The sequence below is a fragment of the Neobacillus rhizosphaerae genome (genome assembly GCF_050477885.1).
Lineage (GTDB): Bacteria > Bacillota > Bacilli > Bacillales > Cytobacillaceae > Neobacillus > Neobacillus rhizosphaerae_A.
Genome location: NZ_JBCNAC010000107.1, coordinates 1 through 26,886, shown reverse-complemented (window position 1 = coordinate 26,886; position 26,886 = coordinate 1). Strand labels below are relative to the sequence as shown.

The following is a 26,886-nucleotide window of genomic DNA, read 5'->3' as shown; positions in this document are numbered from 1 at the left end:
CGAATTTTATACTTTCTTATAACTCAAAAAAAGAAACCGAAGCGGATAATTAGTCTGCTTCGGTTTCTTTATGTTCAAGTTGTTGAACCTGAAATAATTTAAAATAATTGCCTTGCTTAGCCATTAGTTCTTCATGTGTCCCTACTTCGACAATTTGACCATGTTCGATTAAAACAATTCGATTAGCATGTGTTATGGTTGATAACCTGTGAGCAACAATAAAAGTGGTCCTATCTTTAGCTAACTCTTCTAATGATTCTTGAATGGAATGCTCACTTTCTAAATCCAATGCCGAGGTAGCCTCATCTAAAATTAATATGGGAGGGTTTTTTAGAAATACTCGAGCAATGGCTACCCGTTGTTTTTGACCCCCAGATAATTTGACCCCTCGTTCTCCCACCTTGGTGTTATAGCCATCAGAAAGGTTTAAGATAAACTCATGGGCATTGGCCGCCTTTGCTGCCCGATATACCTCTTCATCTGAGGCACCAGGCTTTCCTAACAGGATATTGTCTCTCACTGTTTCACTGAATAGAATATTATCCTGAAACACAACACCAATCTTGTCCCGTAATGTTTGCACTTTAAAATCACGGATATCTATTCCATCTAGTGTAATCCGCCCTTTAGTGATGTCGTAAAATCGTGGAATTAAACTTACAAGGGTAGATTTTCCACCACCGCTCATTCCCACAAACGCAATTGTTTCGCCCTTTTTGACATGTAACGTTATATCTTTTAAGACCATTTCATCCGTTTGGTCGTATGAGAAATAAACATTTTCAAATGAAATATCCCCTTGTACGTGGTTGCATTCTCGGGCATTTGGATCATCAGTAATGTCATATTTTTCATCTAAAAATTCAAACACTCGATCCATTGAAGCAAATGATTGAGTAATTGTAGTGGAAGAGTTAACCAACCTTCTTAATGGACTGTAAAGCTTGTCTATATAGGCAAAAAACGCAACCATTGTTCCAAGTGATAACTCTCCCTGAATGACTAAATAAGCGGAATAGCCAATAACAAGTAATGGAGCAATATCGGTAATGGTATTAACAGCCGAGAAGGACTTCGCATTCCAGCTTGTATGCTGGAGGGCTTTTTCTAGGAAGTTTTTATTTTGTTTGTCAAATTGTTTTTGTTCATACTCTTCAATGGCAAAACTCTTAATTACCGGCATACCTTGAACCCGCTCATGGAGATAGCTTTGAACCTCGGCTAAAGCTTGTGAACGCGTTCTTGTGAGGGTACGTAGATTTCCAAAAAAATACCTGACTGAAAAGGCATAGAGAGGAAACAGCAATACCGATACAATGGTTAATGTTACGTTCATATAAAACATAAGAATAATAGCAATTACAATAGTGGCAATATCTAGCCATAAATTCATTAACCCGGAGATTACAAATGTTTTCGTCTGCTCTACATCATTAATGACTCTTGATATAATTTCGCCAGCCCGAGTGTTAGAAAAATAACGGAAGCTTAATTTCTGAATATGCGTATACATGGTGTCACGAATATCATAAAGGATTTTACTTGATGTCCATTGGGCGAAATATTGGCGGTAATACTCGATGGGTGGGCGAAGGATGACAAAAACAAGAATCATAACACCCATTATAAGCATTAGTTTATGTATCTTCTCATCATGTGTAAGCGCATGATTTCCAACAATATCATCGACCACATATTTAATGAGCATCGGAATAATCAGTGGTATGGAGAATTTAATTACACCTATAAAAATCGTACCAATAATTTGTAAGCGATACGGTTTAACAAATTGTAGGTATCGGCGAATACTACTCAAGCAGATGTCCCCCTTTCATACATAAATTAAAACACAAACAAAAGAGGCTAACTCCTTTGCTTTTGAGTCAGCCTTAAGGTCCACGATCAGCGTCTATATGTTAGGTAACGTTCATACCAAATATCAATAAAATCTGGTGCAAAGGGGCCCTGACGCTGTCTTATCCATTGAATTAATTTTTCAACATTTCTTTTAAGGATTTGATCAATAACATCCGGATAGTTCATCTCGCGGCGATGCCGCTCATATTCATCCTCGTCTAGTAAATTAAAAGTCATATCAGGATACACTTTGATATCAAGGTCATAATCAATATACTTTAGTGCTTCACCATCAAAGATGAATGGTGAACTGATATTACAGTAATAATAGATACCATCCTCACGAATCATTCCTATTACATTAAACCAGTATTGAGAGTGGAAATAGCAAATAGCCGGTTCTCTGGTTATCCACGTTCTTCCATCTGATTCTGTTACAAGTGTCCGATCATTCCCACCAATAACCAAATTCTGAGACCCTTTTAATACGGTTGTTTCTTCCCAGACGCGATGGATGTGCCCATTGTGCTTATAGCTATGTATTTGCATTGGTTCACCTTCGATGGGTACGCCCATATTCTCCCCTACCTTCATTCCTGAACGCTTTGTAACCTATTCCAACCATAAATAAAATAAATAACGACAAAAGGTAACAAAGTCCAATTCCTATTTATTATTATTATAACGGTTGAGTACGGAATTTAAAACAAAAGAGCCATATTTCGATGGCTCTTTGTAAAAATTTGCGTATTTTTTTCAATTTTTCTATTGTTTTCCTACAATGTTGGTGTTAAATTCGTTTCCCGATACGAATTTATTACCTCTTCTGTTTGCTTTTCAAAAATTAGCTGGATCTCTTTTAATTCTTTTTTCATCAATTGAATGTCTGTTTGAATGCTCTCAAGGTCTGTAGCATGCTGTAATGTCTGTAGTTCTTCTTCGATCTGTTGACAACGCTCAAGCTCGGCTTGAAGATAGAGCAATTTTTCCATAGTTACCATCTGCTCGGAAACTAATCGGTTGAAATGATTCATTTCCCTCACCGCCTTATACTTTATCTATCTTCCTACCTACTATGTATTCTTTAGTAACCCCTTATTTCCTTTGACTACTTCTGTAGACATTAGGGAAGTTTTGTCGAATAACAAAAACGACCTTTACAAGAAAGAAGACACTCTTTCGCTTGGAAGAGTGCCTTCTGCTTAAAGCTTATTAGCTTTGTCCGAATTGGCCAGAGCCTTGGTTTTTCTTAGCTTGAGATTGTTGGTTTTGTTGTCTTACTTCAGCAGCATTTGTTTCGCTAGCGAATTCAGTTCCGAATTGACCAGCTGCACCTGCAGAACCTGCTGCACCAGCTGCACCTCTAGCAGATTGAGCGTTTTGTTGTCTTACTTCAGCAGCGTTAGTTTCGCTAGCAAATTCAGTTCCGAATTGACCAGCTGCACCTGCAGAACCTTGAGCAGATTGAGCGTTTTGTTGTCTTACTTCCTGGATGTTAGTTCCAGCTGAAGTTTTGTTTGGCTGTTGATTGAAGTTTGCCATTGTAATCACCTCCACGAGATTAATGTATCCCGGTACCGTGGAGATTATCCAAAAAATTATTTAAAAATAATTTAAACCAGTAAAGAGATTCCCCCGTCAACAATGATTGTTTGTCCCCTAATCATGCTAGAATCCTCTGATAAAAGGAACATGATACAGTTAACCATATCTTCGATTTCCACCATTCTTCCTGCTGGCGTCTTATCTTTTGCTTCTTGCAGCAATTCTTCGCGATTTGGAAAATGTTTTAATGCTTCCGTGTCAACAGCTCCGCCAGAAACCGCATTGACAATAATATTTTTTGGAGCCAATTCGACAGCTAAATATCTTGTTAACGCCTCAAGAGCTGCTTTCGAAACACCCACTACTGTGTAGTTTTCTAAGTAACGAATGGATCCCAGAGAGCTTATGCTAACAATTTTTCCTCCGCCATTTCTCTCCATCAACTTTGCTGCTTCTTGTGCACAAAATAATAGTGCTTTGCTATTAATATTTAACGTCCAATCCCAATGAGACTCTTCAAGCTCCATAACAGGACGCTGTACACCAGAAGCTGCATTGTTAACGAATACATCTAAACGACCGAACTCTTGTTCAATCTGGGCAAACATATCTTTAATCTTAGCTACGTCACCAACATTAGCTTTTACAATGAAAGCTTTTCTACCTAAAGCCTCTACTTGCTCAGCCGTTTCTAAGGCCCCTTTTTTACTTCTCGCATAGTTAATAACAATATCATAGCCTGCCTCAGCCAATTTTAATGCAGTTGCTTTTCCGATTCCTCTGCTGCTTCCAGTAATTAATGCTACTTTTTGTGTCATCCTTCTATTCCCTTCTTTTTTCAAGTTCAAATTGGTTAAGTTTGTATCTGCCACGCATAGCTGCGCGCTTTTCATTTCATTTTAGCTTTTCCATGAATAGAAGACAATTAATATAGAAAACTAATGGCAAAATGATTTGAAAGGAGAGAGAAGATTATGTATGTAGGAAGAGATATGACTGAGCTTTCGATGATGCCTAAGACCGATTGGCAGAATAGTGAGCTTGCTTTTTTTCATCATTCATTGCAGCAAATAGCCCCTTATTTAAACAGCGAAGGACAAACCATTCATCGAGAAATTATCGAAGAAATTGAAAACCGCGGGGGCATGAAAAGACAGGAAGCTGATTATACCCACGGGACCAAAATTACGTACGATTAAAAATATGTTTGGCTGAAATACAAAAAGGGTCAGACTCCACTAGATAATGTTTTTCTAGCGGGGTCTGACCCCCTATTCATGTATTTTATGATCTTGAGACAGCTTAAACATTTTTTGATATGGAACAGGAAATGCGTATTCTTTCATTTCTTCGAGTGAAACAAATTTCCACTCTTCACTTTCCGGCACAAAATGTTTAACCGTACCGGTATACACCTTAATATTCCACACTAAGTGCGAAAAAACATGTTCAATTTGCCCGATTATCTGCCCAAATTGAATGTCTAAATCCAATGATTGTTTAAACAACTCCACAATCTGCTTTCGATCATTTTGTAATGGGTGATGAAGCTCGACAGTTGGAAACTCCCATAAATTAGCGAGTAAGCCATTAGCCGGTCGTTTATGAATGAATATTTTTCCATTCTCATCTTCTATGACAGCTGCTGCTAGTTGAACATCTCGTGTTTTGACCTTTTTCGTTTTAATCGGTAGTTCATGTTGGACACCTTCATGAAAGGCATGACAATGCTCACGAACAGGACACAATAAACAAGATGGAGAAGTCGGCGTACAAATCAAAGCCCCCAATTCCATTAATGCTTGGTTAAATGCAGAGGGGTCTTCATGCGAAATGATATCTCGAACTGCTTTTTCAAAAATCTTCCTTGAAGAAGCCTTCGCAATATCCTCTCGAATTAACAAAATTCGTGATAATACCCTCATTACATTTCCATCAACAGCGGGCTCGGGAATTCCATAAGCAATGCTTAATATGGCACCAGCAGTATATGGACCCACTCCCTTAAGAGAGGAAATATCCTCTGGTGTGTTCGGCACTTCTCCATTATATTTCTCTTTAACTTCCCTAACAGCGGATTGAAGATTTCTCACTCTGGAATAATAACCAAGACCCTCCCAAGCCTTTAGAACTTTCTCCTCTTCTGCTTCCGCTAAATCTTCTATCGTGGGAAACCATTCGATAAAACGATTAAAGTAGGGTATAACTGTATCAACTCTTGTTTGTTGTAGCATAATTTCTGAAACCCAAACCTTATAAGGATCCTGGTCCTTTCTCCAAGGTAGGTCTCGTTGTTCAGCTTTAAACCAGGAAATGAGATCGTTTTGAAAAGCATTTATATTGATTTTTTCTGAATTTTCTTGTTCAATTATCATAACTTTTAGTCCTCCAAATTGTTAAACACAACGAAAAAAGGGAATATAATAATATGCATTTCGTTTTACAATAAGCGAATTTGTCGATTTTGACAAGAACCTAAATCATAGAAGGAGGCTATCCTTTTGGATACTGGAACTCATGTTGTAATGGGCATTGCTCTTGGCGGACTTGCCACACTTGACCCTGTTGTAGCAAGCAGCCATGCCACTGCTACCAGTGTTTTGATTGCAACAATTGCTGGATCTCAAATACCAGATATTGACACGATTTTAAAGCTTAGAAATAATGCTATCTATATTCGTAATCATCGAGGTGTTACTCACTCCATTCCTGCGGTTCTATTATGGCCGCTTGTGATTTTAGCCGTTGTCTATCCTTTTTTCCCTAATGCTAATCTGCTTCATCTATGGGCTTGGACCTTTGCAGCAGTGTTTATTCATGTTTTTGTTGATATCTTTAATGCCTATGGTACGCAAGCGTTGCGACCATTTTCATCAAAATGGGTTGCTTTAGGAGTAATCAATACCTTTGACCCTTTTATCTTTGGAATTCATGTTGTTGGAATTCTTATTTGGGTCATTGGAGCAAATCCCGGTATTACGTTTTCCTTCATGTATTTGGTCATCTTCGGCTACTATTTAAAGCGATATCAAGCCAAGAAAAGAGTATTAGTAGAAGTAAGAACACTGATTCCAGATGCAACAGAAATTATTATCGCCCCAACTATGAAGTTTCATCATTGGCGGATTGCCGCTATGAATAAGGAACAATTTTTTGTAGGTAGAGCAATCGACGGTAAAGTGGAAATCTTAGATCACTTCAAACGTATTCCTGTACCCAAAACACCTGTTATTGAGGCAGCCAAAAAGGATAAAAATCTCTCCGCTTTTCTATCCTTCTCCCCTGTTTACCGCTGGGAAGTGGACGAATATGATGATTTTTACGAGGTGCGGTTTATCGATCTTCGCTACAGAAGTAATGGGCACTACCCGTTTGTCGCCGTCGTTCAGTTAGATCGCGATTTAAATCCGATTAGCTCCTATACGGGCTGGGTGTTTAGTGAGAAAAAACTAAGAAAAAAACTAAGTATCATATCAAATTAATATGCATGAAAAAAGAAAACTCGTTGTAGCGAGTTTTCTTTTAATTTGTTTGATTTTTTTCCTGATTTAAAAAATGTTTATATTTCGGATTGGTGGCGATGAAATCATGCAGTCTGTTTCCATAATTTTCAATCCACTGCCTCACAATTTTCTCAGTCATTTCACTGCCCTTATATTCCCTGCCTGCTTTTGCATAACTGGTTTCGAAATCATCCCAAAGCAATTCTACCCAGGTTCTTGCTTGCTCAAAGGATAACTCATTATTTTTTTCTAATAACAACCGTGTTAATTCTTCCTGATACACATTCATACACACACCTCATTGCCATTTTCTTATAACATAACCCATATGAAAAGCGCGAATACTAACATTACGTGGTAAGCACTGAGATGCCGCCTTTGCTTTTCACGTTTTTCTCATTCCCAAAATGGAGGTACAGCATGAGAAATAAAGAAACGAATTTCCCCAACCAAAATAATAACAAGTTAGAGGGGGAGCCAAGGGCGAAAGCAGAATATGCTTCTAAAAGAGCCGATGGCACCATCAATACCCATCCACAAGAGCGTATGCGTGCTTCTGGGGAACGCGATGACGAATCCCCTCAGTATTCATAGGTACCCGTTAATAAGACAAGCCAGAGATTCCTCTCTGGTTTGTCTTCATTTTAGCCCTTTTAACATAGAAATCGGAAGAGCCTCTTCTTTTCCATCGCCTTTTAATCGATATCCCCAAGCAAACACACCGTTCATATAATCTATTTTAAAATATTGACCAGGATCGCCTTCAATTTCATATATTTCGCCTGGTTTAAACGATTCAGGATTTATCAGATACGCTCTTGCCATTTGGACCTTTCTTTCAAGCACAGCAAATTCATTAACCATTCCCATTTGTTCTGCTTTTCGAGCTTTTTCTTGAAGTGAAGCAATTTCCTGTTTTAACTCATGCTCTGTCATATCACTGTATCGTTTCTCCTGCTGCATCCAATTCACTCCCCTTTATCTTCTTTTTTTAGTATAGTAATTTTTATAGGATTAATAAAGGCTAAAACTCACACAAAGGAGAGCATACAATGAAAACAATGATTGTTACTGGAGCAGGCTCAGGCTTAGGGAAGGAACTAGCTTTCTTATTTTCTAAAAAAGGGTATCACCTTCTGTTGGTTGGAAGAACCATTGAAAAACTAGCCCGAGCAAAACAAGAGATAGAAGCATTGGGTGGAAATGCAGATATTTTGTCTCTTGATATTTCAGACAATGAAGCCGTTGGTTCAAAACTAAGTGAAGTAAATGAGCGGTACCAACTAGCCGGTCTGGTCAACAACGCAGGAGTCGGCCATTTTGGACCGTTTACTGAGATGGACGATACACAAATAAAAGAAATGCTTGAGACGAATGTATGGGGAACGATTCTGATGACAAAAGCCATTCTTCCATTTTTATCCCAAAATGGAGAAGGGCGGATCATAAATATTATTTCTACTGCTGGCTTGCGAGGGAAAGTAAATGAAGCAGTGTATGTTGCCAGCAAATTTGCTGTAAGAGGATTTACGGAAAGTCTTCAAAAGGAATATGAAGGCGCTGGAATTAAATTTAATGCTGTTTACATGGGCGGGATGGATACCCCATTTTGGGACGAAAGCACTCATGTTTCAGACAAATCACGGTTTAGAACAGCTAAGGAAGTAGCTGAAATGATTATGGATCAAATCGATCAGGATTCTATTATTATTGAGAGTAAATAAGGCTAATAAAAAGAGGACAGGCTCCACTTAGTCTGTCCTCTATTCTTAATTTTCATCACTTTCTATTTCAGAAAGAAATCGCTCAATATTATCCATTGAAAATCCTTTACGATATAAAGCTTGTTTCATCTTTTGCTGGTATTCATACCCACTTAGATGCGCATACTTTCGATGGGCTTTTTCGCCTTGGAAGCGAACAGCCTCCATTTCCACATCATCTTCTTTTTCTACTTCTGTTTCATTCACTGCTATTTGTATAACCTCAAAAGGATAGCCCTTTCTAAGCAGTAAATGTTCTAGCTTCTGCTTTTGAATCTTAATGGATTCCTTTGTATTTTTTTGTAAAAACTTCTCACTCATTTTTGTTGCTTTCTCAATCTGCTGTTCTCTAGGATATTCCTCTAGAGCTTGTATTAAAATATCTTCTTTGATTCCTTTTTCCTTTAATTCCATTTTAATTAAATCAGGACCCTTATCTGTCGTATTCGCTAGTGTCCGAACATAAGCAAATGCATATTCCTGATCATTAATGTATTTTTGCGAGATTAACCTATGGAGAACCTCGTTAATGACGGGTTCATTAAGTTCTTTTTTTAAAAGGTAATCCTTGATTTCTTTTTCCGACCTCATCCTTCTTGCCAGATAATTGATCGCTAAGTTGTAGGCCTTGCGGATGTCATCTTGATACTGAATTTCCAAGAAAGAAAAATCATCAAGCTCCATTCCCTTTTTTAACTGGAATTTAATCAGAACGTCGCTATCAACACTAAAAGCAAATTCTTCACCCTTGCCCTTGCCATAATCCATAAAAACATTAAATCGGTCTATATTTTTTTGCTGTGTGGTGATTTTCGTAATAATGGCCATTTCCTTCACCTCACTCTCACTTTACCATACTTTTTCCTTAAAATACGGTAAAATAAAGCAAAAGGAGGTCTTGTAATGAAATTTGCAATTGCAGGCGGAACAGGCTTTGTTGGGAAAGCACTTGTCAATGAACTAAGTAAATATGATAACGAAATAGTCATTTTAACTCGCCGGGCAAGAAATTCTAACGAGAAGGTAAACGTTCGATATACGCAGTGGTTAACTGATAATGCGTTCCCTGTTAAGGACCTTCAAAATACTGATATATTTATCAACCTTGCAGGTGAGTCGATCAATAGTGGGCGCTGGACAGAAGAAAGAAAAAATAAAATTATGTCTAGCCGAATAGAAGCAGTCGATGCAGTCCTGGACATAATAAACCAATTAGAACGGAAACCAAGGGCGCTTATTAATGCCAGTGCGATTGGTATTTACGGGACCTCTGAAACAAAAGTTTTTACTGAAAATAACGAAAAACTAGGCACGGATTTCTTAGCAGAAACAGTCGTAAAATGGGAACAAGAAGCGAGCAAGGCTTCTTCCTTAGGAGTTAGAACAGTCTTTTGTAGATTTGGCATCATTCTTGAAAAGGCTGCAGGGGCCCTTCCTAAAATGCTGCTACCTTATAAGTTGTTTATAGGAGGCAATATTGGAAGTGGCAAACAGTGGATGTCCTGGATTCATCTTGAAGATGTTGTCAAAGGGATTACTTTTGTAATTGAAAATGAACAAATTTATGGTCCAGTAAATTTTACTGCACCACAGCCACTTCCCATGAGTGATTTTGGCAAAACGCTTGCTCAAGTATTGCATCGGCCACATTGGCTTCCTATACCAAGCTTTGCTTTACGCCTCCTTCTCGGAGAAATGAGTACTTTAGTGGTAGAAGGGCAAAAGGTTTTACCCAAAAAGCTGTTAGAACATGGTTATCAATTTCAATACCCTGAATTAAAAATGGCATTAAAAAATATATTTTCTTAAAAAAAGTATCATTCCTTTCTCAAAAGGTAAAAATGGAAATAAGTACATATTTAGTGCTTTCATTTTTACCACTGAGCTTGATGACAATTAACAAACAAAAATGTTGAAAGGAATGAGCAGAATGGCGGGAAAAAAGAAAAAAGATTTGGGTAGAGGTAAATATACCTTAACGAGTACACAAGAGGTTTTATACCAGCGTGATTTTAAAATGGCTGACCGTGCAGGCGGCTATCATGACAGCAAAACTAAGCTGTAAGTGACGGAAATACCATATGTATACCAAAAGTTAATTTAAAGTTTTTCCATTAATGAGCCCCTTTCTAATTGTAAAAGCTATTAGGGAGTGAGAGATTACTTTCTCCCTCTAGCTGAAATTGAAAGGGGTTTTTAGTAATGGGTCGTATGCATAATGGAGGTTCTCACAAAAATAATAAAAGCTCACTTCCACAAACACCGAAAAATATGAAGCGTGATGGAAACGACGTAGAATACTCACAAGAATTTGCTGATCATGCCGATCTTGAAGCTCAAGCACGGGCTAATGCTGCTAACCAGCGTGTGAAGAATAAGAAAAGATAAGCAATAAAAAAAGAGAAGCAGGCTTTGCCCTGCTTCTTAAAGTATATAAAAGGGGGAAATAAATGGTATATCAGCGAGCTCTAATGAGAGGCTTCAGCGTGCTGAGCTGTTAGAACTCGATATTACTGTTAATTAGTGTTGACATTTTTTACAGGTGCCTTTTTGAAATAGCCTTTGATAAACGGAACTGTATATCGGTCAAGACCGAAGAGATACGCTCCAGTTCCTACGAATAGTAGGACCATTGCTGCTGTATAAAGAATTGGGTTAGTGCTTGTTGTACCTGCCAGCATGAAGTTTAAGTTCATAAACGCACCAGCGATTAATGCAGGAATAGTTGCTAATCCGACAATTAATCCTAAACCAACAAGAAATTCTCCCCAAGGAATTAATACGTTAAAGATTTGTACATTTGGAATGGCAAATTGTTGTAAGAAATCTGCGTACCAAGCCTGCACTGCTGGATGATCTCCTGTTGCATTAGCCATGGCGCCTTTTAAGAACCCACCAGCATCAAATCCACCAGTTAATTTATGATAGCCCGCTTCAATCCATTGTAATCCAAGCCAAACTCTTAGAACTGTCCAAACAACTGCTGCTTGAGGGGTTTTGTACCATCTCATCACAATCATCTCCTATTAATTTTTGTGAATGTTTTCACAAAAATAATGTAATGATAATTTCTTCCCCTTTCGATGAGGGGTGTTCAGCTAGCTGTGCCGTGTAGGGAAGTTAGTTTGTGTTAGTTTGTGTTTCTTTGTTTGTGAATTGTTTCACTATCTTCTCTACACTTATAATATACTCTCCTCCCTCTTAAATGACAACGACTTTCACAGTTTCTTAACATATTAATGTTAGAAAATTGAATAGAATGTGAACTTACTAAGTTGTTTATATTAGAATCGTGCTTTTACATGTTTGTGGATAAATATTCTGACTTTTGTGGATATTGTGAATAAGTCTGTGGAATACTTTTAAACCAGGACTTTTGATGTGGATAATTCAGTGGATAATTATATTAGAACCGTGACTTTCGAATTAAGCATTTAGGAGTTGTGCAAACAAAAAAGAGCAGCATGGCTCTTTTTTATTTGTACGCTAATTATAACGCCTTAAGCGCTGCTTTTACTCGATTCACTCGCTCGTACTCTCCCAAAATTGGAAAATACACGAGGTTTTTTTGTTGTTTTGCCAACTGAATAACCTCTTTGCTTGAGGCACTGATGACATACGTGCCTTCTTCCATTTCCTCAATCCAAGTAATTGAAGGCGTGATTGGTTTATGGATCAATCCATGCACTAGCCATGTTTCCTGCTTATCATTCTTATTAAACTCAGTTGTAACATCTAGAGACCGTGTAAGATTCCGGTTAACCGGAGGATTTTGACACACATAGACTAAATCCTCAATGACAGCACTCGCTGTAGGAAACATTCCTGCCCCTGGCCCTTGAAGTGTAATTTCCCCTACAATATCCGATTGGACATTTACTGCGTTTTGAACGCCTTCTACATGGTAAAATGGATGCTCTTTTCCTACGAGGGTTGGTTTGACTGTTGCTTTAATTTGACCGTCCAACATTGTAATACTTGCAATATGCTTAAACCTTAGCCCCGCATTTTCGGCTGCTTCAATCAACTCACTTGTGATTGATGTGATCCCCTCACGTTCAACCTCCTGCCAATTAGGTTCCTCTCCAAACGCAAGCCTGCTTAAAATCATAGTTTTATAAAATGCATCAAAGCCCTCCACATCATTTGTAGGATCAGTTTCTGCATAACCATTCTCTTGAGCTAATATCAGTGCTTGCGTAAAAGACTGTTTCTTCTCTCTCATTTCGGTTAGTATGAAATTTGATGTCCCATTTAGGATTCCTTGTACCTGCTTGACACGATTAATATTTAATAGCTGTCTAAGTGTTTGAATGACCGGAATTCCACCTGCTACGGTTGCTTCAAATCCGACAGAAACATTCTTTTCCTCTGCTAGCTCGAGCAGTTCTTTTCCATGATGGGCAAACATTTCCTTATTCGCTGTAATGATGTGGCAGCCACGCTCAATTGATGATTTCAAAAATGTAAAAGTTGGCTCTTTATCGACGATAGCCTCAACAACAACATCAAGCTGCTCGAGATTTAAGATATCCGCAAATTCTGTTGTTACTAATACATTTTCACTAATATTTCTTTTCTTTTGCGTGTTTCTGATGAGAACAGCGGCAACCTCGACCTTCTTCCCTAATGTAGCTGTAAGCTCTTCACTATGTGATTGTATCGTCCGATATACACCCTCACCAACCGTACCAAAACCAAGGATTGCCACTTTAATTACAGACACGTTCATCCATCCCTTCACTACACGATTTTTGACACAAAGCTAATTCATTTTTACAAAAGAAAAACCCTCTTCAATAAGAAGAGGGTTGGTTTCCTCCTCTTATCTATCAGGTTATATAATAACCTGCAGGAATTAGCACCTTTTCAAGGAATACCTTGAAGGTTGCCGGGTTTCATCGGGCCTAGTCCCTCCACCACTCTGGATAAGAGTTTTTATTTAATTTTTCATTAATTTACCAAGTTATAAAGAGTATTTTAGTTGATGCAGCGCTAAATGTCAATATATTCTTTCTATTTCGAATATCGTATCCCTGTAAATTTGGCGTGCTCTTCTTTTACTAAATTGATAAAATTTTCTCTCTCGAAATCCATACTGGTGATCATTTTGATATTATTCTCATTGCTTAAGAACCGTTTCACCTTCCTATTTTGGTGAATGATATATGAGTATCTAACATCCTTTTCTAGCGAAGTAAACCAGTCTTCTTCCCTTAATCTGATTATATTCTTTTCAAATTTCGATTTAGGCGACCAATCAGGAACGAAAAATTCAATGACTCCCCCAGCTAGATCAATTAGTAAATCAAAAATAAAACTGCTAATGGAAACCACTCCTTAAGCATAATATTCATAGAACCATTGTATCTTTTCCATTGAAATAAATAAAAGGAACGGTAAAGCTAATTTATTTTGTAGATAAAGCGCAAAAATATGTAGATATCCCGATACAGCCCCTTTTCATGAGCAAAAAGAAACCCGCCAATGGCGAGTTTCTCATACTTTTAACGCTTCAATTTTCCCTCAGCAAGCACAATTTGCTTCTCCACCTGCTCTGGAGCGGTACCCCCAAAGCTGTTACGTACAGCAACCACATGCTCTGGAGCTAAAACCTCGTAAATATCCTCTTCAAATAAAGGACTGAACTCTTGATATTCTTCAAAGCTTAAATCTAGTAAAAACTTATTGGATTGGATCGAGTATAAAACAATTTTTCCAATCACCTCATGAGCTTCACGGAACGGTAACCCCTTAGTAACCAGATAATCGGCAATATCTGTTGCATTCGAGAAATCATTGTTAATCGCTTTTCGCATCACATCTTTTTTAACCGTCATCGTTTCAATCATCGGAGCTAAAAGTTTCAAAGAACCTTCCAATGTTTCTACCGTATCAAACATACCTTCTTTATCTTCTTGCAAATCCTTATTGTAGGCCAGCGGAAGCCCTTTAAGGACAGTCAGCAACCCAATCAAATTGCCATACGTACGGCCCGTTTTTCCACGAAGCAGCTCTGGTACGTCTGGATTTTTCTTTTGCGGCATTATGCTTGAGCCCGTGCAGAATGAATCATCCAATTCAACAAATTGGAATTCCTGGCTGGACCAGATCACTAATTCTTCGGAGAAACGAGAAATATGTGTCATGATGATCGAACCAATTGATAAGAATTCAAGGATAAAATCCCGATCACTGACAGCATCCATACTGTTTGGATACACGGTTTCGAACCCTAACAGTTCTGCTACACGTTCACGGTTGATAGGGAAAGTAGTCCCTGCCAACGCACCAGAACCAAGTGGAAGCCAGTTGACACGTTTCAAACTATCAATCAATCTCTCTTTATCACGTTCGAACATCCAGAAATATGCCATTAAATGGTGAGCAAACGATACTGGCTGCGCACGCTGAAGGTGAGTATAGCCCGGAATTAAGGTTTGGACATGTTCTTTTGCCTGCTCGATTAATGCCCCCTGGACATCTTCGATCAATTTAATAAGCTCCGTCGTTTTTGTTCTTAAGTAAAGATGCATATCAGTTGCTACTTGATCATTCCGGCTGCGCCCAGTATGTAGCTTACCGCCCACCGGTCCGATTTTTTCAATCAACAGCTTTTCAATATTCATGTGAATATCTTCATCTTCTACCAAAAACTCCACTTCGTTCGCATAAACCATTTTTTGAATCGCAAGAAGTCCGTCCTTAATTTTTTCAGCATCCTCAACTGGGATGATGCCACATTCCCCCAACATTTGCACATGTGCCAGGCTTCCGGCGATATCCTCTTTTGCTAACTTTTGATCAAAAGATATGGATGCTGTGAATTCTTCTACGAGCTTGTTCGTTTCCTTTGTAAATCGTCCGCCCCATAACTTAGACATGTCATGCTCCTCCTTAAAATGAAAGAAGATAGCCCCCGAAATAGGATTCGAGGGCAATCCGAATTATTTTACAATCGTTTCTTTTTTAGTAACCTCTGAATATACCTTTGTTGGTAATCCCCAAATCTTAATAAAGCCAACAGCGGCATTGTGATCGAATGCATCACCTTTTGAATAGGTTGCTAGCTCCTCATTGTATAAGCTAAATGGAGACTTACGGCCTACCACCGTGTGATTTCCTTTATGAAGCTTTACACGAATCGTTCCCGTAACAGTCTTTTGTGTTTCGTCAATAAACGCATCAAGGGCTGGCTTGATAGGAGAATACCAAAGTCCTTCGTAGATGATCTTTGCCATCTGCTGTTCCACCTGCGTCTTAAATTGAGTAACTTCACGAGTTAATGTTAAGAATTCTAATTCCTTATGCGCATTGATTAAAATTAATGCGCCCGGATTTTCATACACTTCTCTTGATTTAATTCCTACTAATCTATTTTCAATATGGTCGATACGCCCAACACCGTGCTTACCGCCCAGTGCGTTTAATGTCTCAATTAATTGAACCAGTGGAAGCTTCTCGCCATTAAGAGCAACAGGAACCCCTTGTTCGAATTCAATTTCTACATATTCAGCTGCATCTGGAGTTAGTTCAATCGGATTCGTCCAATCGAACGCTGCTTCAGGTGCTTCTGCCCATGGATCTTCCAGAACGCCAGCCTCACAAGCACGTCCCCAAATGTTTGCATCAATGGAAAAAGGATTATCTAAATCTACTGGAATTGGAATACCGTTTTCCTCAGCATATTTAATTTCTTCATCACGTGTCATTCCCCACTCACGAACCGGAGCAACCACCTTTAGACTTGGGTTTAATGCTTGAATGGACACTTCGAAACGGACTTGGTCATTGCCTTTTCCTGTACAGCCATGAGCAACAGCTGAAGCACCTTCTTTTTCCGCCACTTCTACTAATAATTTTGAAATAAGTGGACGAGAAAGGGCGGAAGATAATGGATACTTTCCTTCATATAAACAATTAGCCTTTAAAGCTGGTAAAATATATTCCTTTGCCAATAATTCTTTTGCATCGATCATATATGCTTTAACGGCTCCAACATTTAACGCCTTATTTTTAATAGCTTCTAAGTCTTTTCCTTCACCTACATCTAGACCTAGAGCAATGACATCATAACCGTATTTTTCTTGGATCCATTTAACCGAAACGGATGTATCTAAACCACCTGAATATGCTAAAACAATTTTTTCTTTTGCCATCTGTATTCTCCTCGTGCTTTTTATGAATTTTTATTCAAACAATAGAATTATTATACACCATAACTCATAAAAAATGAAACTATTATGCTAATAAATGTTTTAAAATTGCTTTTTGAGCATGCAGGCGATTCTCCGCTTCATCAAACACAACTGAATGAGTACCGTCAATAATATCTCCCGTTACTTCTTCATCACGATGAGCAGGTAGACAGTGTAAAAAGATATAATCTGCTTTTGCATGTTTGCACAGTTCTTCATTGACTTGAAAACCTTGAAACGCCTTCAGTCTTTTTTCAGTTTCTTCTTCCTGCCCCATGCTGGTCCAGACGTCTGTTACAATGACATCGGCGTCTTTAATCGCTTCAAGTGGATTATTTGTAATGACAACTGAACTTCCTGATTGCAAGCCTTCTTTAATAGCTGCCTCCGTAATTTTCCCATCAGGTAAATAACCCGGCGGGCTGGCGATACTAACATCCATTCCCACTTTAACTGCCCCTTCCATTAATGAATGGGCCATATTATTGTTTCCGTCTCCGATATAACAAAGCTTTAACCCTGCCAGTTTTCCTTTGTGCTCTAAAATGGTTAACAAGTCGGCTAACACCTGGGTAGGATGCTGTAAATCGGTTAATCCATTGATTACGGGAACAGTTGCATGTTCTGCTAATTCTTTTACAGAATCATGTGAAAACGTTCGAATCATGATTCCATCTACATAGCGTGATAACACTTTAGCTGTATCGGAAATACTTTCCCCACGTCCGAGCTGAATGTCTTTTGAACTTAAGAAAATAGCATGCCCCCCAAGCTGCAGCATTCCTACTTCAAATGAAACCCTAGTACGGGTAGATGATTTTTCAAAAATCATTCCTAACACCTTTCCATTTAAGAATGGCTGTGGCTGCCCTTGTTTTTGCATTTGCTTTAGTTCAAGTGCATCATTTAACAGGTAAAGGATTTCATCAGTAGTGAAATCCGATAGCTGTAAAAAATCTTTTCCCTTCAGTTGTGGGTTATTTTTTTCGTTCAATTTAATGACTTCTACCATGAACGGCACCTTCTTTTTCAATAGTATAATACTCACTAACCGTTCGTACCTGGTATTCCGATGGAGATCCTTTTTGCAGACCAAATGTGGCCTCAATCGTATCTAAATGGGTAAATACAGGTATTTTGTAACGAACAGCATGCTCACGAATTTGAAAACCAAATTTCATTTTGTTTCGACCTTGATTTGGAATGTTAATGACTGCTTGAATTAACTGCTTTCGAAAGAATTCACTTACATCCGCATCATCCTTGACCACTACCTCAACAGGAATTCCGTTATTTTGGAGGAAAAGTGCAGTTCCTTCTGTTGCAGCAATTTTGTAATTCTTATTGATAAATTGTTCAATAATTGCAAGACTAGCAGGCTTTTCACGGTCCGAGATGGAGCAAAACAGATAATTTTTCTCTGTCTCTTCACCAAGTGAGAGGATCGACTTTTCTAATGCTGCTTGAAACGTTACTCCCATTCCCAGAGCTTCACCCGTTGATTTCATTTCTGGTCCCAGCACATGGTCAACGCCTTTTAACTTACTCGATGAAAAAACTGGTGTTTTTACAGAATAATAGTTTGGTTCAGCTAGTAACCCTTCAGTTGGTGATAATTTGGATAACGATTGACCTAGTTGAACACTTGTTGCCCATTCAATCATCGGAACGCCTGTAACCTTGCTAATAATTGGCACCGTTCTCGATGAGCGCGGGTTCACTTCTAGTACATAGACTTCATCTTCATAGATGACAAATTGAATGTTCATCATACCAATGACAGAAGCAGACTTGGCGATCTTCCCTGCATAATCAATTAACGTTTCTTTGACTTTTGCTGTTAGAGAAATCGGCGGGAATACCGTGATACTGTCACCAGAGTGGACTCCGGCTTTTTCAATATGCTCAAATATACCAGGAACCACAATCGTTCCACCATCACAAATGACATCAATCTCACATTCTAAACCAGGTAAATATTTATCTACTAATAATGGCCACATGGACGCCTGTGAGTTCTCCTCAAGCTGAACAATATATTGGCTAAGCTCTTCTTCTGAAAAAATAGTAAACATCGATTGACCGCCAATCACATACGATGGGCGAACAAGAACTGGGTAGCCTAATTTTTCTGCTGCTTCCTTTAATTCATCTGGGTGTGTGACTGTTTGACCTTCAATATGGGGTATATTTAAGTCTTCAAGCAGCTGATAGAATTCCTTTCGATCTTCTAATCGATCGACATTTTTTACTGAGGTACCTAAAATGGTCACTCCTTCTTCTTCTAAAGCATGGGCCAAATTAATCGCCGTTTGGCCGCCAAACTGAATCAAGACTCCATCAACCTTTTCTTTCTCGATTACATGAAGTACGTCTTCCGCAGCAAGAGGTTCAAAATAAAGACGATCTGCAACTGAGTAGTCTGTACTAACTGTTTCTGGGTTGTTATTTATGACAACGGCTTCGTATCCGTTCTTCTTTATTGCTTTTGCTGCGTGGACAGAACAATAATCAAATTCGATTCCTTGACCAATTCGAATCGGACCAGAACCAATAACAAGAATCTTCTTCTTATCAGTTACTTCTACTTCGTCAAAACCATGCCACGTAGAATAGTAGTAAGGTGTGACAGCATCAAATTCTGCTGAACAGGTATCAACCATTTTATAGCCAGGTTTCAAGTTAAGTTCTTTCCACTTTTTTCGAATCTGTTTTTCAGGAATATCGTATATTTCCGATAAAAGTTTATCGGATACATTATTTCGTTTTGCTTGTTTAAGCAGGAGGACAGGAACTTGCTCCCATTGATAGGACGCCAATTCCTTTTCGATCGCAACGATTGAACTAATTTTGTGCAAAAACCATGGATCAATCTCGGTTAACTGCTGCACTTTTTCAAGAGTGATCCCCCTTCTAAAGCATTCGGCAATGATGAATAACCGTCTGTCATTTGCAGTTATAAGAAGAGAATAAAGGGTCTCATCATCTAATGATTTATTCCCCTCAAGACAAAGACCATACACATTCATCTCCATTGACCGAATCGCTTTGTTTAAAGCCCCTTCAAATGTGCGGTCAATCGCCATTACTTCACCTGTAGCTTTCATTTGTGTCCCGAGTGTACGGTCTGCTTCTGGAAACTTATCAAATGGAAAGCGAGGTAGTTTCACCACAATATAATCAATCGCTGGCTCAAATGAAGCAAACGTGTTACCTGTTATTGGATTCACAATCTCATCCAAATGATACCCAATCGCACACTTTGCCGCCATCCGCGCAATCGGATAACCCGTTGCTTTAGAGGCAAGTGCTGATGAACGGCTCACCCTTGGATTTACTTCGATAATATAGTACTGATTGGATTCTGTGTGTAGAGCAAACTGAATATTACAGCCCCCGATGATTCCTAATTCTCTTATGACTTTAATGGAAACATCACGAAGCATTTGATATTGAACGTCTGTCAAAGTCTGTGATGGAGCAACAACAATGGAATCCCCTGTATGAACGCCAACAGGATCCATGTTTTCCATATTACACACAATGATGCACGTGTCATTTGCATCACGCATGACTTCGTACTCGATTTCCTTCCAGCCTTTAATACTTTTTTCAACCAGTACCTGACCAATTGGACTGGCAGCAAGTCCTTTTTTCAAAACGATTTCAAGTTCATCGAAGGTATGAGCGAAGCCGCCGCCCTCTCCCCCTAATGTATAGGCTGGGCGAATGATTACTGGAAATCCTATTTCTTGAACGAACTGCACTCCTTCTTCGTAGCTGTGAATAATCGCAGATTCAGGAATCGGTTCACCAATTGTCAGCATGAGATTACGGAATCTTTCTCGGTCTTCACCGTTTTTGATTGATTCAACCGAAGTTCCTAATAGCGCTACATCGTATTTTTCTAAAATCTTTTGTTCATATAACTGAACGGTTAAATTTAAGCCCGTTTGCCCCCCTAGGGTGCCAATGACTCCATCGGGCTTTTCTTTTTGAATGATTTTTTCTATCGTAGCCACATTTAAAGGTTCAATATATACCTTATCGGCAATGGCCTCATCAGTCATAATCGTTGCCGGATTATTGTTAATTAAAACAACTTCAATTCCTTCCTCTTTCAAGGCGATACAAGCTTGTGTTCCGGCATAATCAAATTCTGCTGCCTGACCTATGACAATCGGACCAGACCCAATGACAAGTACTTTTTTTAAGTTTTTATTTAATGGCATACACGGTCTCTCCCAATGAAGCTATCTGACTTACGAATTCTTTAATAATGTGTGCGGTATCGCTTGGTCCGGGATGTGCTTCCGGATGAAATTGCACCGTTTGAATTGGATAGCTTTGATGTTTTAGTCCTTCAATTGATTGATCATTGATATTTCTGTAGGTAACATCAAAGACCGTTTGGTCGATGCTTTCGTCAACAACGACATACCCATGATTTTGTGCCGTTATTTTCACTTTTCCAGTCATAATTTCTTTAACAGGGTGGTTACCGCCCCTATGACCATAGGCAAGCTTTGCTGTTTTTGCCCCGTATGCTAAAGCGATTAGCTGGTGGCCAAGACAAATTCCAAGTGAAGGATAATGCTGGCTAATTTTTTTAATTTCTGGGAACCATTTCTTTAAATCCATTGGATCTCCAGGTCCGTTGCTAAATAGAACACCATAAGGATTCAAGGATTTTACTTTTTCAAAAGGAGTATGATAAGGAACCACTGTAACTGCACAATTTTCTTCTAAAAGAGCAGTAAGAATCGACTTTTTAAAGCCGTAGTCCATTAATACCACATGTGGTCCTCTATTATTAAAATATTGCATCTTCTTAGTAGATACTTTCTCCACCCATAACGTTGGTTTTTCGTTTACAGAAAAATCTACTTGTTTTGTTTTGCTTAAATACCCTTTGACTGTTCCACGGCTTCGAATGGTTTTAACAAGGAGCCTTGTATCAACACCGGCGATTCCTGGAACGCCTGCCTGCTTCAGTTTTTCTGAAAATTTATGAATGGATTGATAATGACTTGGTGTTTCACATAAATCACTAATGATTACCGCTGATAAAGCCGGTGTGATGCTTTCATCATCCATTGCATTAATTCCATAACTTCCAATAATCGGATAGCAGAATGTAATCATTTGCCCAGCGTAGGATGGGTCCGTGATGATTTCCTGATAGCCAGTCATACTTGTATTAAATACTACTTCCCCGAGAGAATCCTTTTCTGCACCAATTAGTACACCTTCAAACACTTCTCCCGTTTCCAAAGTAAGGTATCCCTGTTCCAAAAACACTCACTCGCCTTTCTCTATACCTTGGAATGTTTTTTCCAATGCTTCAATAAATTCATTTATCTCTTCTTTTGTTACCGTTAACGGTGGCAAAATCCGAACGACATTCGGTCCAGCTGTTAAAATAAGAAGATTGTTTGCAATCGCTTTTTGTACGATATCAAGGGCGTTCGTTTCGACAAGCAGTCCCTTTAGCAGTCCTTTACCACGTATATTTTTAATAAATTCGTATTTTCCCTTCAACATTTCCAGCTGACTATCCAGGTATGTTACGACTTCTTTCACTTGTTTTAGTAAGTTGGTTTCAAGTATATGAGTAACAGTTGCCAGTCCTGCGGCCGTAGCTAATGGATTTCCACCAAAAGTACTGCCATGGCTGCCCGGTTCAAATCCCTTGGCTGCTTCTTCTTTTGCGATAATGGCTCCAATTGGGAAACCTGATCCAAGCCCCTTTGCAAGACTAATGACATCTGGTTCAATTCCGTACTGTTCATAAGCAAAAAGTGTACCCGTTCTGCCGATTCCTGTTTGGATTTCATCGACCATCAGCAAGATACCGTTATTCTTACAAATTTCGGCTAGTTTTTTTACCCATTCAGGGTTTGCTGGTATGACTCCACCCTCACCTTGGACAAGCTCTAGTAGGACAGCTGCAGGCTTTCGTGTTGTTAGCTCTTCAAGTGCTTCTTCATCATTAAATGGGAGATAACTAAAACCTGGCATAAGTGGTGAAAAACCTTGTTGAATTTTTTCTTGACCTGTTGCTGTTAAGGTAGCTAATGTTCTTCCGTGGAAGGATTGCTGAAAAGTCACCACTTCAGAAGATCCGCTTCCCTTTACCTTGTTCGCATATCTTCTTGCCAATTTAATCGCTGCTTCATTTGCTTCGGCCCCACTGTTGCAGAAGAAAACCTGATCGCCACAACTATTGGCAGCAAGCAGTGCAGCGAGTTTTTCCTGATTGGGAATTTGATAGAGGTTTGTACAGTGCCATAGGTCTTGTAGCTGTTCCTCAAGTTTTTCTTTTACAGCGTCAGGAACATGACCTAAATTACAGGTTGCAATCCCAGACGTGAAATCTAAATATTGCTTCCCTTGATCGTCCCACACATAACTTCCTTTTCCCTTTACTAACGTGACCGGGAAACGGCTGTATGTGGCCATTATTGGGGAGGATAGAGAAACGGAAGTATCGTTTACCATTTACGCAATCTCCTCTTCTAAAACAATTTTTGTACCGATCTCTTTGCCCGCCGTGTAATCTATCAGGCTATTTTTCTCAAAACCATTGATGATTCCTACTTCAGGTATGTTGTGCACAAGGCCGTCTATGGCAGCCTTTACCTTTGGAATCATGCCACCGTAAATGGTTTGATTGTCAATTAGTTCTTCAATGGTTGATTTGGTTGCTTTATCAAGCTTTGTTTTTACACCATTTTTTTCAATTAAAATCCCTGGAATATCGCTAATAAAACAAAGATTGGCTCCCAGTGCTTTAGCAATCGCGCTAGCTGCTATGTCTCCATTGATATTGTAGCGTTGTCCACTCGCATCAATGCCGATGGGAGAAATGACTGGTATATACCCTTGATTGACGATTCCTTCAATGACACTTTGATTCACACCAACTACTTCACCAACAAACCCTAATGTCTTGGCATCAGGTGTCGGTACTGCTTTTAATAATCCGCCGTCTACTCCACTTATGCCAAAAGCATTTCCGCCTACCTCGACTAGGTTTCTGACCACTAGCTTATTAACCGAACCACTCAAAACCATTTCCACGATATCTAGCACATCATGGTTGGTTACCCGTAAACCATTTACAAAAGTAGTTTCCACATTTAAATTTTTTAATAAGGACGTAATGAGAGGACCTCCGCCATGAACTATGATAGGTGTCCATTCACCTGATTGTTGCATTTGAACGACATCTTCATAAAAAGATCTAGGCAGATTTTCTAACACACTTCCGCCACACTTAATGACTAGGTATTTCATTTTCGTCCCCCCTTACGTGCGGTAGGATGCATTTATTTTTACGTAATCGTAGGTAAGGTCGCATCCCCATGCAGTTGCACTATATTCACCCTGGTTTAATTCAACATGTATTTTGATAACATCCAGTTGTAAGTATTCTTTAACCTCTTCTTCTACAAACATGCTTGGCAATCCGTTTTCGAATACTGTATAAGGCCCGATTGATACCTTTATGGCATTCGGTTCAACAGGAACACCACTGTAGCCAATTGCCGTCACAATTCTTCCCCAGTTTGGATCTGTTCCATAAATAGCTGTTTTTACTAGATTAGAAGAAATAATGGCTTTACCCACAGCACTTGCTGCGTTTCGGCTGTAGGAACCTGTCACTTGAACTTCTACTAGCTTGGTAGCGCCCTCGCCATCTCGTGCGATTTTTTTAGCAAGCGATTCGCAAACCATTTTCAACCCCTGTTTAAACACATCCCAGTCTGGGTGATCCTTTGTAAGTTGACTGTTTCCTGCTAACCCATTAGCCAAGACGAGAACCATGTCATTCGTACTTGTATCGCCATCAACCGTGATCATATTGAATGTTTGATTGGTGACATCTCGAAGGGCTGCTAGCAGGTCTTCCTGTGCTATGTTTGCATCTGTAGTTACGAACCCAAGCATAGTAGCCATGTTTGGATGGATCATTCCAGAACCCTTTGATGCGCCGCCGATGCTAACTGTTTTTCCATCGATAGTCATTTGCACAGCAGTATGTTTGACACATGTATCAGTAGTTAGGATTGCTTCTTTAAATAAGCTCTCATTTTCATATTCTTTATTAAGGATCTGTGTAACCCCTGTTTTCACTTTATCCATCGGCATCAATTCACCGATGACCCCTGTGGATGTCACAGCAACTAGATGAGCTTCAATTCCTAGTTCATTTGCAAAATCCTTTTGCATGGTGTAGGCATCAAGTAATCCTTGTTCCCCTGTACAAGCATTGGCGTTACCTGAATTAACGATAATGGCTTGGAGTTTATTTTCTTTTGCTACGCTTTCTTGAGTGACTAATAAAGGCGCCGCTTGAAAAATATTTGTGGTATACACGCCTGCAGCGGTTGCTGGAACTTCCGATACGATGTAACCTAGATCGAGTCGTTTTCTTTTTATCCCACAGTGCATGCCACCTGCTTTATACCCCTTTGGTAAAGTGACACTTCCTTCTTCTAGTACCACGATTTCACTTGTTGATGTTGCCTGTGTCAATTTAATTTCCCCCTTCAAATCCCTATTGTTATGGATACATCGGTATATCGGAAAGCCCCGTTATTTCATCCCAACCATTCATCAAGTTCACATTTTGGATTGCCTGCCCAGCCGCTCCTTTAACTAAATTATCAATAACAGAGATAATCGTTAAGCGGTTGGTTCGTTCATCGACATGCAGTCCAATATCACAATAGTTTGAACCGGCAACTTCTTTTGTAGAAGGAATCGTTCCTTCAGGCCGTACCCTTATAAAATGAGAATCTTGATAAAATTGTTTATATAAATCGAACACTTTTTTTGTTGAAATTTTTTCTTTTAGATTCACATACATCGTACACATAATTCCTCGTGTCATTGGGACAAGGTGAGTAGTAAAGGAAACCGTAATCGGATCTCCACTCTCGTCTGTAAGGACTTGCTCAATTTCTGGAATGTGTTGATGTTTTCCAAGTTTATAAGCTTTAAAGTTTTCGTTGATTTCGGCGTAGTGTGCGGTTAATGAAAGTCCTCTTCCTGCGCCTGAGACACCTGATTTCGCGTCAATGATGATTGAATTTTTATCAGCTAGCTGAGATTTTAAGATTGGGAGTAGGCCCAAACTGGATGCGGTAGGATAACAGCCTGGATTGGCTATTAGATTAGCATTCTTAATTTTTTCGCTATAAATCTCACTTAAACCGTAAATTGCTTTTTCTAAATACTGCTCATCTGCAGGGGTGTGATTATACCAAGTTTCGTATTCTGCACCAGACCGTAATCGAAAGTCACCTGACAGGTCAATACATTTCATACCGTGCTCTAGCAGCTGCGGAACAAGCTTACTGCTGACACCAGATGGAGTAGCAAGGAACGTAATATCGTTCGTTTCAGATATTCTTTTTGCATCAAATGTTTCTAATGGTTGATCCATTATTTCTGAAAGATGCGGATATGTTTCACTAAAGCCGAAGCCAGCTTTAGAGTTGGATACTACTGAACCAACCTCCAAGTAAGGATGCTTCTGAATCAAACGAATAAGTTCTACAGAACCATATCCTGTTCCACCAATGATTGCTGCTTTCATTTCTTCAACTCCCACGTTGCTTACATAATGAATTATTATACATAGACATATATAATTATTCAATATAAAAATGGCTTAATTTTCACTTTTAACTGAAAATTATTATGATTTAATTTGTAAACGCTTACATGTTTGTTTGTAAGATTATACAGAATCCATACATATTCACTTAGAAAAGCGCAAGCTCCTTGATTTTCCCCAATCAAGAAGACTGGTCGATTTAGCTGAGAGCAGAAAGACCTAGTCGCACTTAAGCGTACAAAAGTCCTTATCCTTTAGTAGCCAGGCAACCTTGCCATGTGCATTAAAAAATTCTTCTATTTACTGATGCTCACTTTTTCTCTTAACTTGGGCATTAGAAACTTCCCCTATTTACCGGGCGGGCACTTCTTCTCTTAGCTCGGGCATTAGAA

The 26,886-nt window shown here is 39.1% G+C and carries 27 protein-coding genes and 1 riboswitch; of the genes, 7 read left to right on the top strand and 20 right to left on the bottom strand.

The features are described from left to right. Positions 1-49: 49 nt before the first annotated feature. From ABES03_RS14765 to fabL, 5 genes are all read right to left on the bottom strand, one after another. A complete protein-coding gene (locus ABES03_RS14765; RefSeq protein WP_430118075.1) occupies positions 50-1,816 on the bottom strand; it encodes an ABC transporter ATP-binding protein in 1,767 nt (588 codons plus the stop codon). 86 nt (positions 1,817-1,902) lie between these two features. Next, positions 1,903-2,433 carry a nucleoside tri-diphosphate phosphatase gene (ntdP, locus tag ABES03_RS14760; RefSeq protein ID WP_307289779.1) on the bottom strand — a complete coding sequence of 177 codons (531 nt, stop codon included), beginning with the start codon at positions 2,431-2,433 and terminating at the stop codon, positions 1,903-1,905. A 200-nt stretch (positions 2,434-2,633) separates the two neighbouring features. Continuing rightward, the gene (locus ABES03_RS14755; protein ID WP_413302549.1) at positions 2,634-2,891 is read right to left on the bottom strand and encodes a YgaB family protein; all 258 of its coding nucleotides are present in this window, start codon (positions 2,889-2,891) and stop codon (positions 2,634-2,636) included. A gap of 178 nt (positions 2,892-3,069) precedes the next feature. Next, positions 3,070-3,399, bottom strand: coding sequence for a gamma-type small acid-soluble spore protein (locus ABES03_RS14750; RefSeq protein WP_430118074.1), 330 nt, complete (start codon positions 3,397-3,399; stop codon positions 3,070-3,072). A gap of 71 nt (positions 3,400-3,470) precedes the next feature. Continuing rightward, positions 3,471-4,220 (bottom strand): enoyl-[acyl-carrier-protein] reductase FabL, encoded by a 750-nt coding sequence (gene fabL, locus ABES03_RS14745; protein WP_413302554.1) that lies wholly within the window; start codon positions 4,218-4,220, stop codon positions 3,471-3,473. Positions 4,221-4,376: 156 nt separating this feature from the next. On the opposite strand from fabL, the gene ABES03_RS14740 reads away from it, so the two are divergent. Then, positions 4,377-4,601: a hypothetical protein gene (locus ABES03_RS14740; RefSeq protein ID WP_308080766.1), complete on the top strand. Its 225-nt coding sequence runs from the start codon at positions 4,377-4,379 to the stop codon at positions 4,599-4,601. A 72-nt stretch (positions 4,602-4,673) separates the two neighbouring features. On the opposite strand, the gene mutY is transcribed toward ABES03_RS14740, so the two are convergent. After that, positions 4,674-5,777, bottom strand: a complete 1,104-nt coding sequence (gene mutY / locus ABES03_RS14735) for an A/G-specific adenine glycosylase (protein WP_430118073.1) — start codon at positions 5,775-5,777, stop codon at positions 4,674-4,676. A gap of 126 nt (positions 5,778-5,903) precedes the next feature. Between mutY and ABES03_RS14730 the strand changes: the two genes are divergently transcribed. Then, complete coding sequence (locus tag ABES03_RS14730; protein WP_430118072.1) at positions 5,904-6,884, top strand: metal-dependent hydrolase; 981 nt, start codon at positions 5,904-5,906, stop codon at positions 6,882-6,884. Positions 6,885-6,924: 40 nt separating this feature from the next. Here ABES03_RS14730 and ABES03_RS14725 read toward each other — a convergent pair whose 3' ends face one another. Continuing rightward, entirely contained in the window at positions 6,925-7,194 is a 270-nt protein-coding gene (locus ABES03_RS14725) for a YfhJ family protein (RefSeq protein ID WP_430118071.1), read from the bottom strand. A gap of 131 nt (positions 7,195-7,325) precedes the next feature. Between ABES03_RS14725 and ABES03_RS14720 the strand changes: the two genes are divergently transcribed. After that, complete coding sequence (locus ABES03_RS14720; RefSeq protein ID WP_309866312.1) at positions 7,326-7,499, top strand: small, acid-soluble spore protein K; 174 nt, start codon at positions 7,326-7,328, stop codon at positions 7,497-7,499. 45 nt (positions 7,500-7,544) lie between these two features. Here ABES03_RS14720 and ABES03_RS14715 read toward each other — a convergent pair whose 3' ends face one another. Next, the gene (locus ABES03_RS14715) at positions 7,545-7,868 is read right to left on the bottom strand and encodes a YfhH family protein (protein WP_413302566.1); all 324 of its coding nucleotides are present in this window, start codon (positions 7,866-7,868) and stop codon (positions 7,545-7,547) included. 89 nt (positions 7,869-7,957) lie between these two features. Here ABES03_RS14715 and ABES03_RS14710 point away from each other — a divergent pair, with 89 nt between their 5' ends. Next, a complete protein-coding gene (locus ABES03_RS14710) occupies positions 7,958-8,629 on the top strand; it encodes an SDR family NAD(P)-dependent oxidoreductase (RefSeq protein WP_430118070.1) in 672 nt (223 codons plus the stop codon). Between the two features lie 45 nt (positions 8,630-8,674). Here ABES03_RS14710 and recX read toward each other — a convergent pair whose 3' ends face one another. Then, entirely contained in the window at positions 8,675-9,496 is an 822-nt protein-coding gene (gene recX, locus ABES03_RS14705; protein ID WP_430118069.1) for a recombination regulator RecX, read from the bottom strand. A gap of 75 nt (positions 9,497-9,571) precedes the next feature. Here recX and ABES03_RS14700 point away from each other — a divergent pair, with 75 nt between their 5' ends. The 3 genes from ABES03_RS14700 (at position 9,572) to ABES03_RS14690 (ending at position 11,056) form a co-directional block, all read left to right on the top strand. Continuing rightward, on the top strand, positions 9,572-10,477 hold the full coding sequence (locus tag ABES03_RS14700; protein ID WP_430118068.1) for a TIGR01777 family oxidoreductase: 906 nt from the start codon (positions 9,572-9,574) through the stop codon (positions 10,475-10,477). Positions 10,478-10,598: 121 nt separating this feature from the next. Continuing rightward, the gene (locus ABES03_RS14695; RefSeq protein WP_413302577.1) at positions 10,599-10,733 is read left to right on the top strand and encodes a YfhE family protein; all 135 of its coding nucleotides are present in this window, start codon (positions 10,599-10,601) and stop codon (positions 10,731-10,733) included. A gap of 137 nt (positions 10,734-10,870) precedes the next feature. Next, positions 10,871-11,056 (top strand): YfhD family protein, encoded by a 186-nt coding sequence (locus ABES03_RS14690; protein ID WP_430118067.1) that lies wholly within the window; start codon positions 10,871-10,873, stop codon positions 11,054-11,056. Positions 11,057-11,184: 128 nt separating this feature from the next. Here the strand turns inward: ABES03_RS14690 and ABES03_RS14685 are convergent, their stop codons facing one another. From ABES03_RS14685 to argC, 11 genes are all read right to left on the bottom strand, one after another. Then, a complete protein-coding gene (locus tag ABES03_RS14685; protein ID WP_430118066.1) occupies positions 11,185-11,679 on the bottom strand; it encodes a DoxX family protein in 495 nt (164 codons plus the stop codon). A gap of 479 nt (positions 11,680-12,158) precedes the next feature. Continuing rightward, entirely contained in the window at positions 12,159-13,394 is a 1,236-nt protein-coding gene (locus ABES03_RS14680; RefSeq protein WP_430118065.1) for a homoserine dehydrogenase, read from the bottom strand. 96 nt (positions 13,395-13,490) lie between these two features. Further along, a riboswitch (SAM riboswitch) is annotated at positions 13,491-13,603 on the bottom strand. Between the two features lie 572 nt (positions 13,604-14,175). Continuing rightward, on the bottom strand, positions 14,176-15,552 hold the full coding sequence (gene argH / locus ABES03_RS14675) for an argininosuccinate lyase (protein WP_430118064.1): 1,377 nt from the start codon (positions 15,550-15,552) through the stop codon (positions 14,176-14,178). A gap of 63 nt (positions 15,553-15,615) precedes the next feature. After that, complete coding sequence (locus ABES03_RS14670; protein WP_430118063.1) at positions 15,616-16,827, bottom strand: argininosuccinate synthase; 1,212 nt, start codon at positions 16,825-16,827, stop codon at positions 15,616-15,618. A gap of 82 nt (positions 16,828-16,909) precedes the next feature. Continuing rightward, a complete protein-coding gene (gene argF, locus ABES03_RS14665) occupies positions 16,910-17,878 on the bottom strand; it encodes an ornithine carbamoyltransferase (protein WP_430118062.1) in 969 nt (322 codons plus the stop codon). Continuing rightward, positions 17,862-21,098 (bottom strand): carbamoyl-phosphate synthase (glutamine-hydrolyzing) large subunit, encoded by a 3,237-nt coding sequence (gene carB / locus ABES03_RS14660; protein ID WP_430118061.1) that lies wholly within the window; start codon positions 21,096-21,098, stop codon positions 17,862-17,864. Before carB ends, argF begins: the two co-directional genes overlap by 17 nt. After that, entirely contained in the window at positions 21,085-22,161 is a 1,077-nt protein-coding gene (locus ABES03_RS14655) for a carbamoyl phosphate synthase small subunit (protein ID WP_430118076.1), read from the bottom strand. Before ABES03_RS14655 ends, carB begins: the two co-directional genes overlap by 14 nt. A gap of 6 nt (positions 22,162-22,167) precedes the next feature. Then, positions 22,168-23,367 carry an acetylornithine transaminase gene (locus tag ABES03_RS14650; protein WP_430118060.1) on the bottom strand — a complete coding sequence of 400 codons (1,200 nt, stop codon included), beginning with the start codon at positions 23,365-23,367 and terminating at the stop codon, positions 22,168-22,170. Continuing rightward, positions 23,368-24,165, bottom strand: a complete 798-nt coding sequence (gene argB / locus ABES03_RS14645) for an acetylglutamate kinase (protein WP_430118059.1) — start codon at positions 24,163-24,165, stop codon at positions 23,368-23,370. A 12-nt stretch (positions 24,166-24,177) separates the two neighbouring features. After that, the gene (gene argJ / locus ABES03_RS14640; protein WP_430118058.1) at positions 24,178-25,407 is read right to left on the bottom strand and encodes a bifunctional ornithine acetyltransferase/N-acetylglutamate synthase; all 1,230 of its coding nucleotides are present in this window, start codon (positions 25,405-25,407) and stop codon (positions 24,178-24,180) included. A 28-nt stretch (positions 25,408-25,435) separates the two neighbouring features. Then, a complete protein-coding gene (gene argC, locus ABES03_RS14635) occupies positions 25,436-26,473 on the bottom strand; it encodes an N-acetyl-gamma-glutamyl-phosphate reductase (protein ID WP_430118057.1) in 1,038 nt (345 codons plus the stop codon). Between the last annotated feature and the right edge of the window lie 413 nt (positions 26,474-26,886).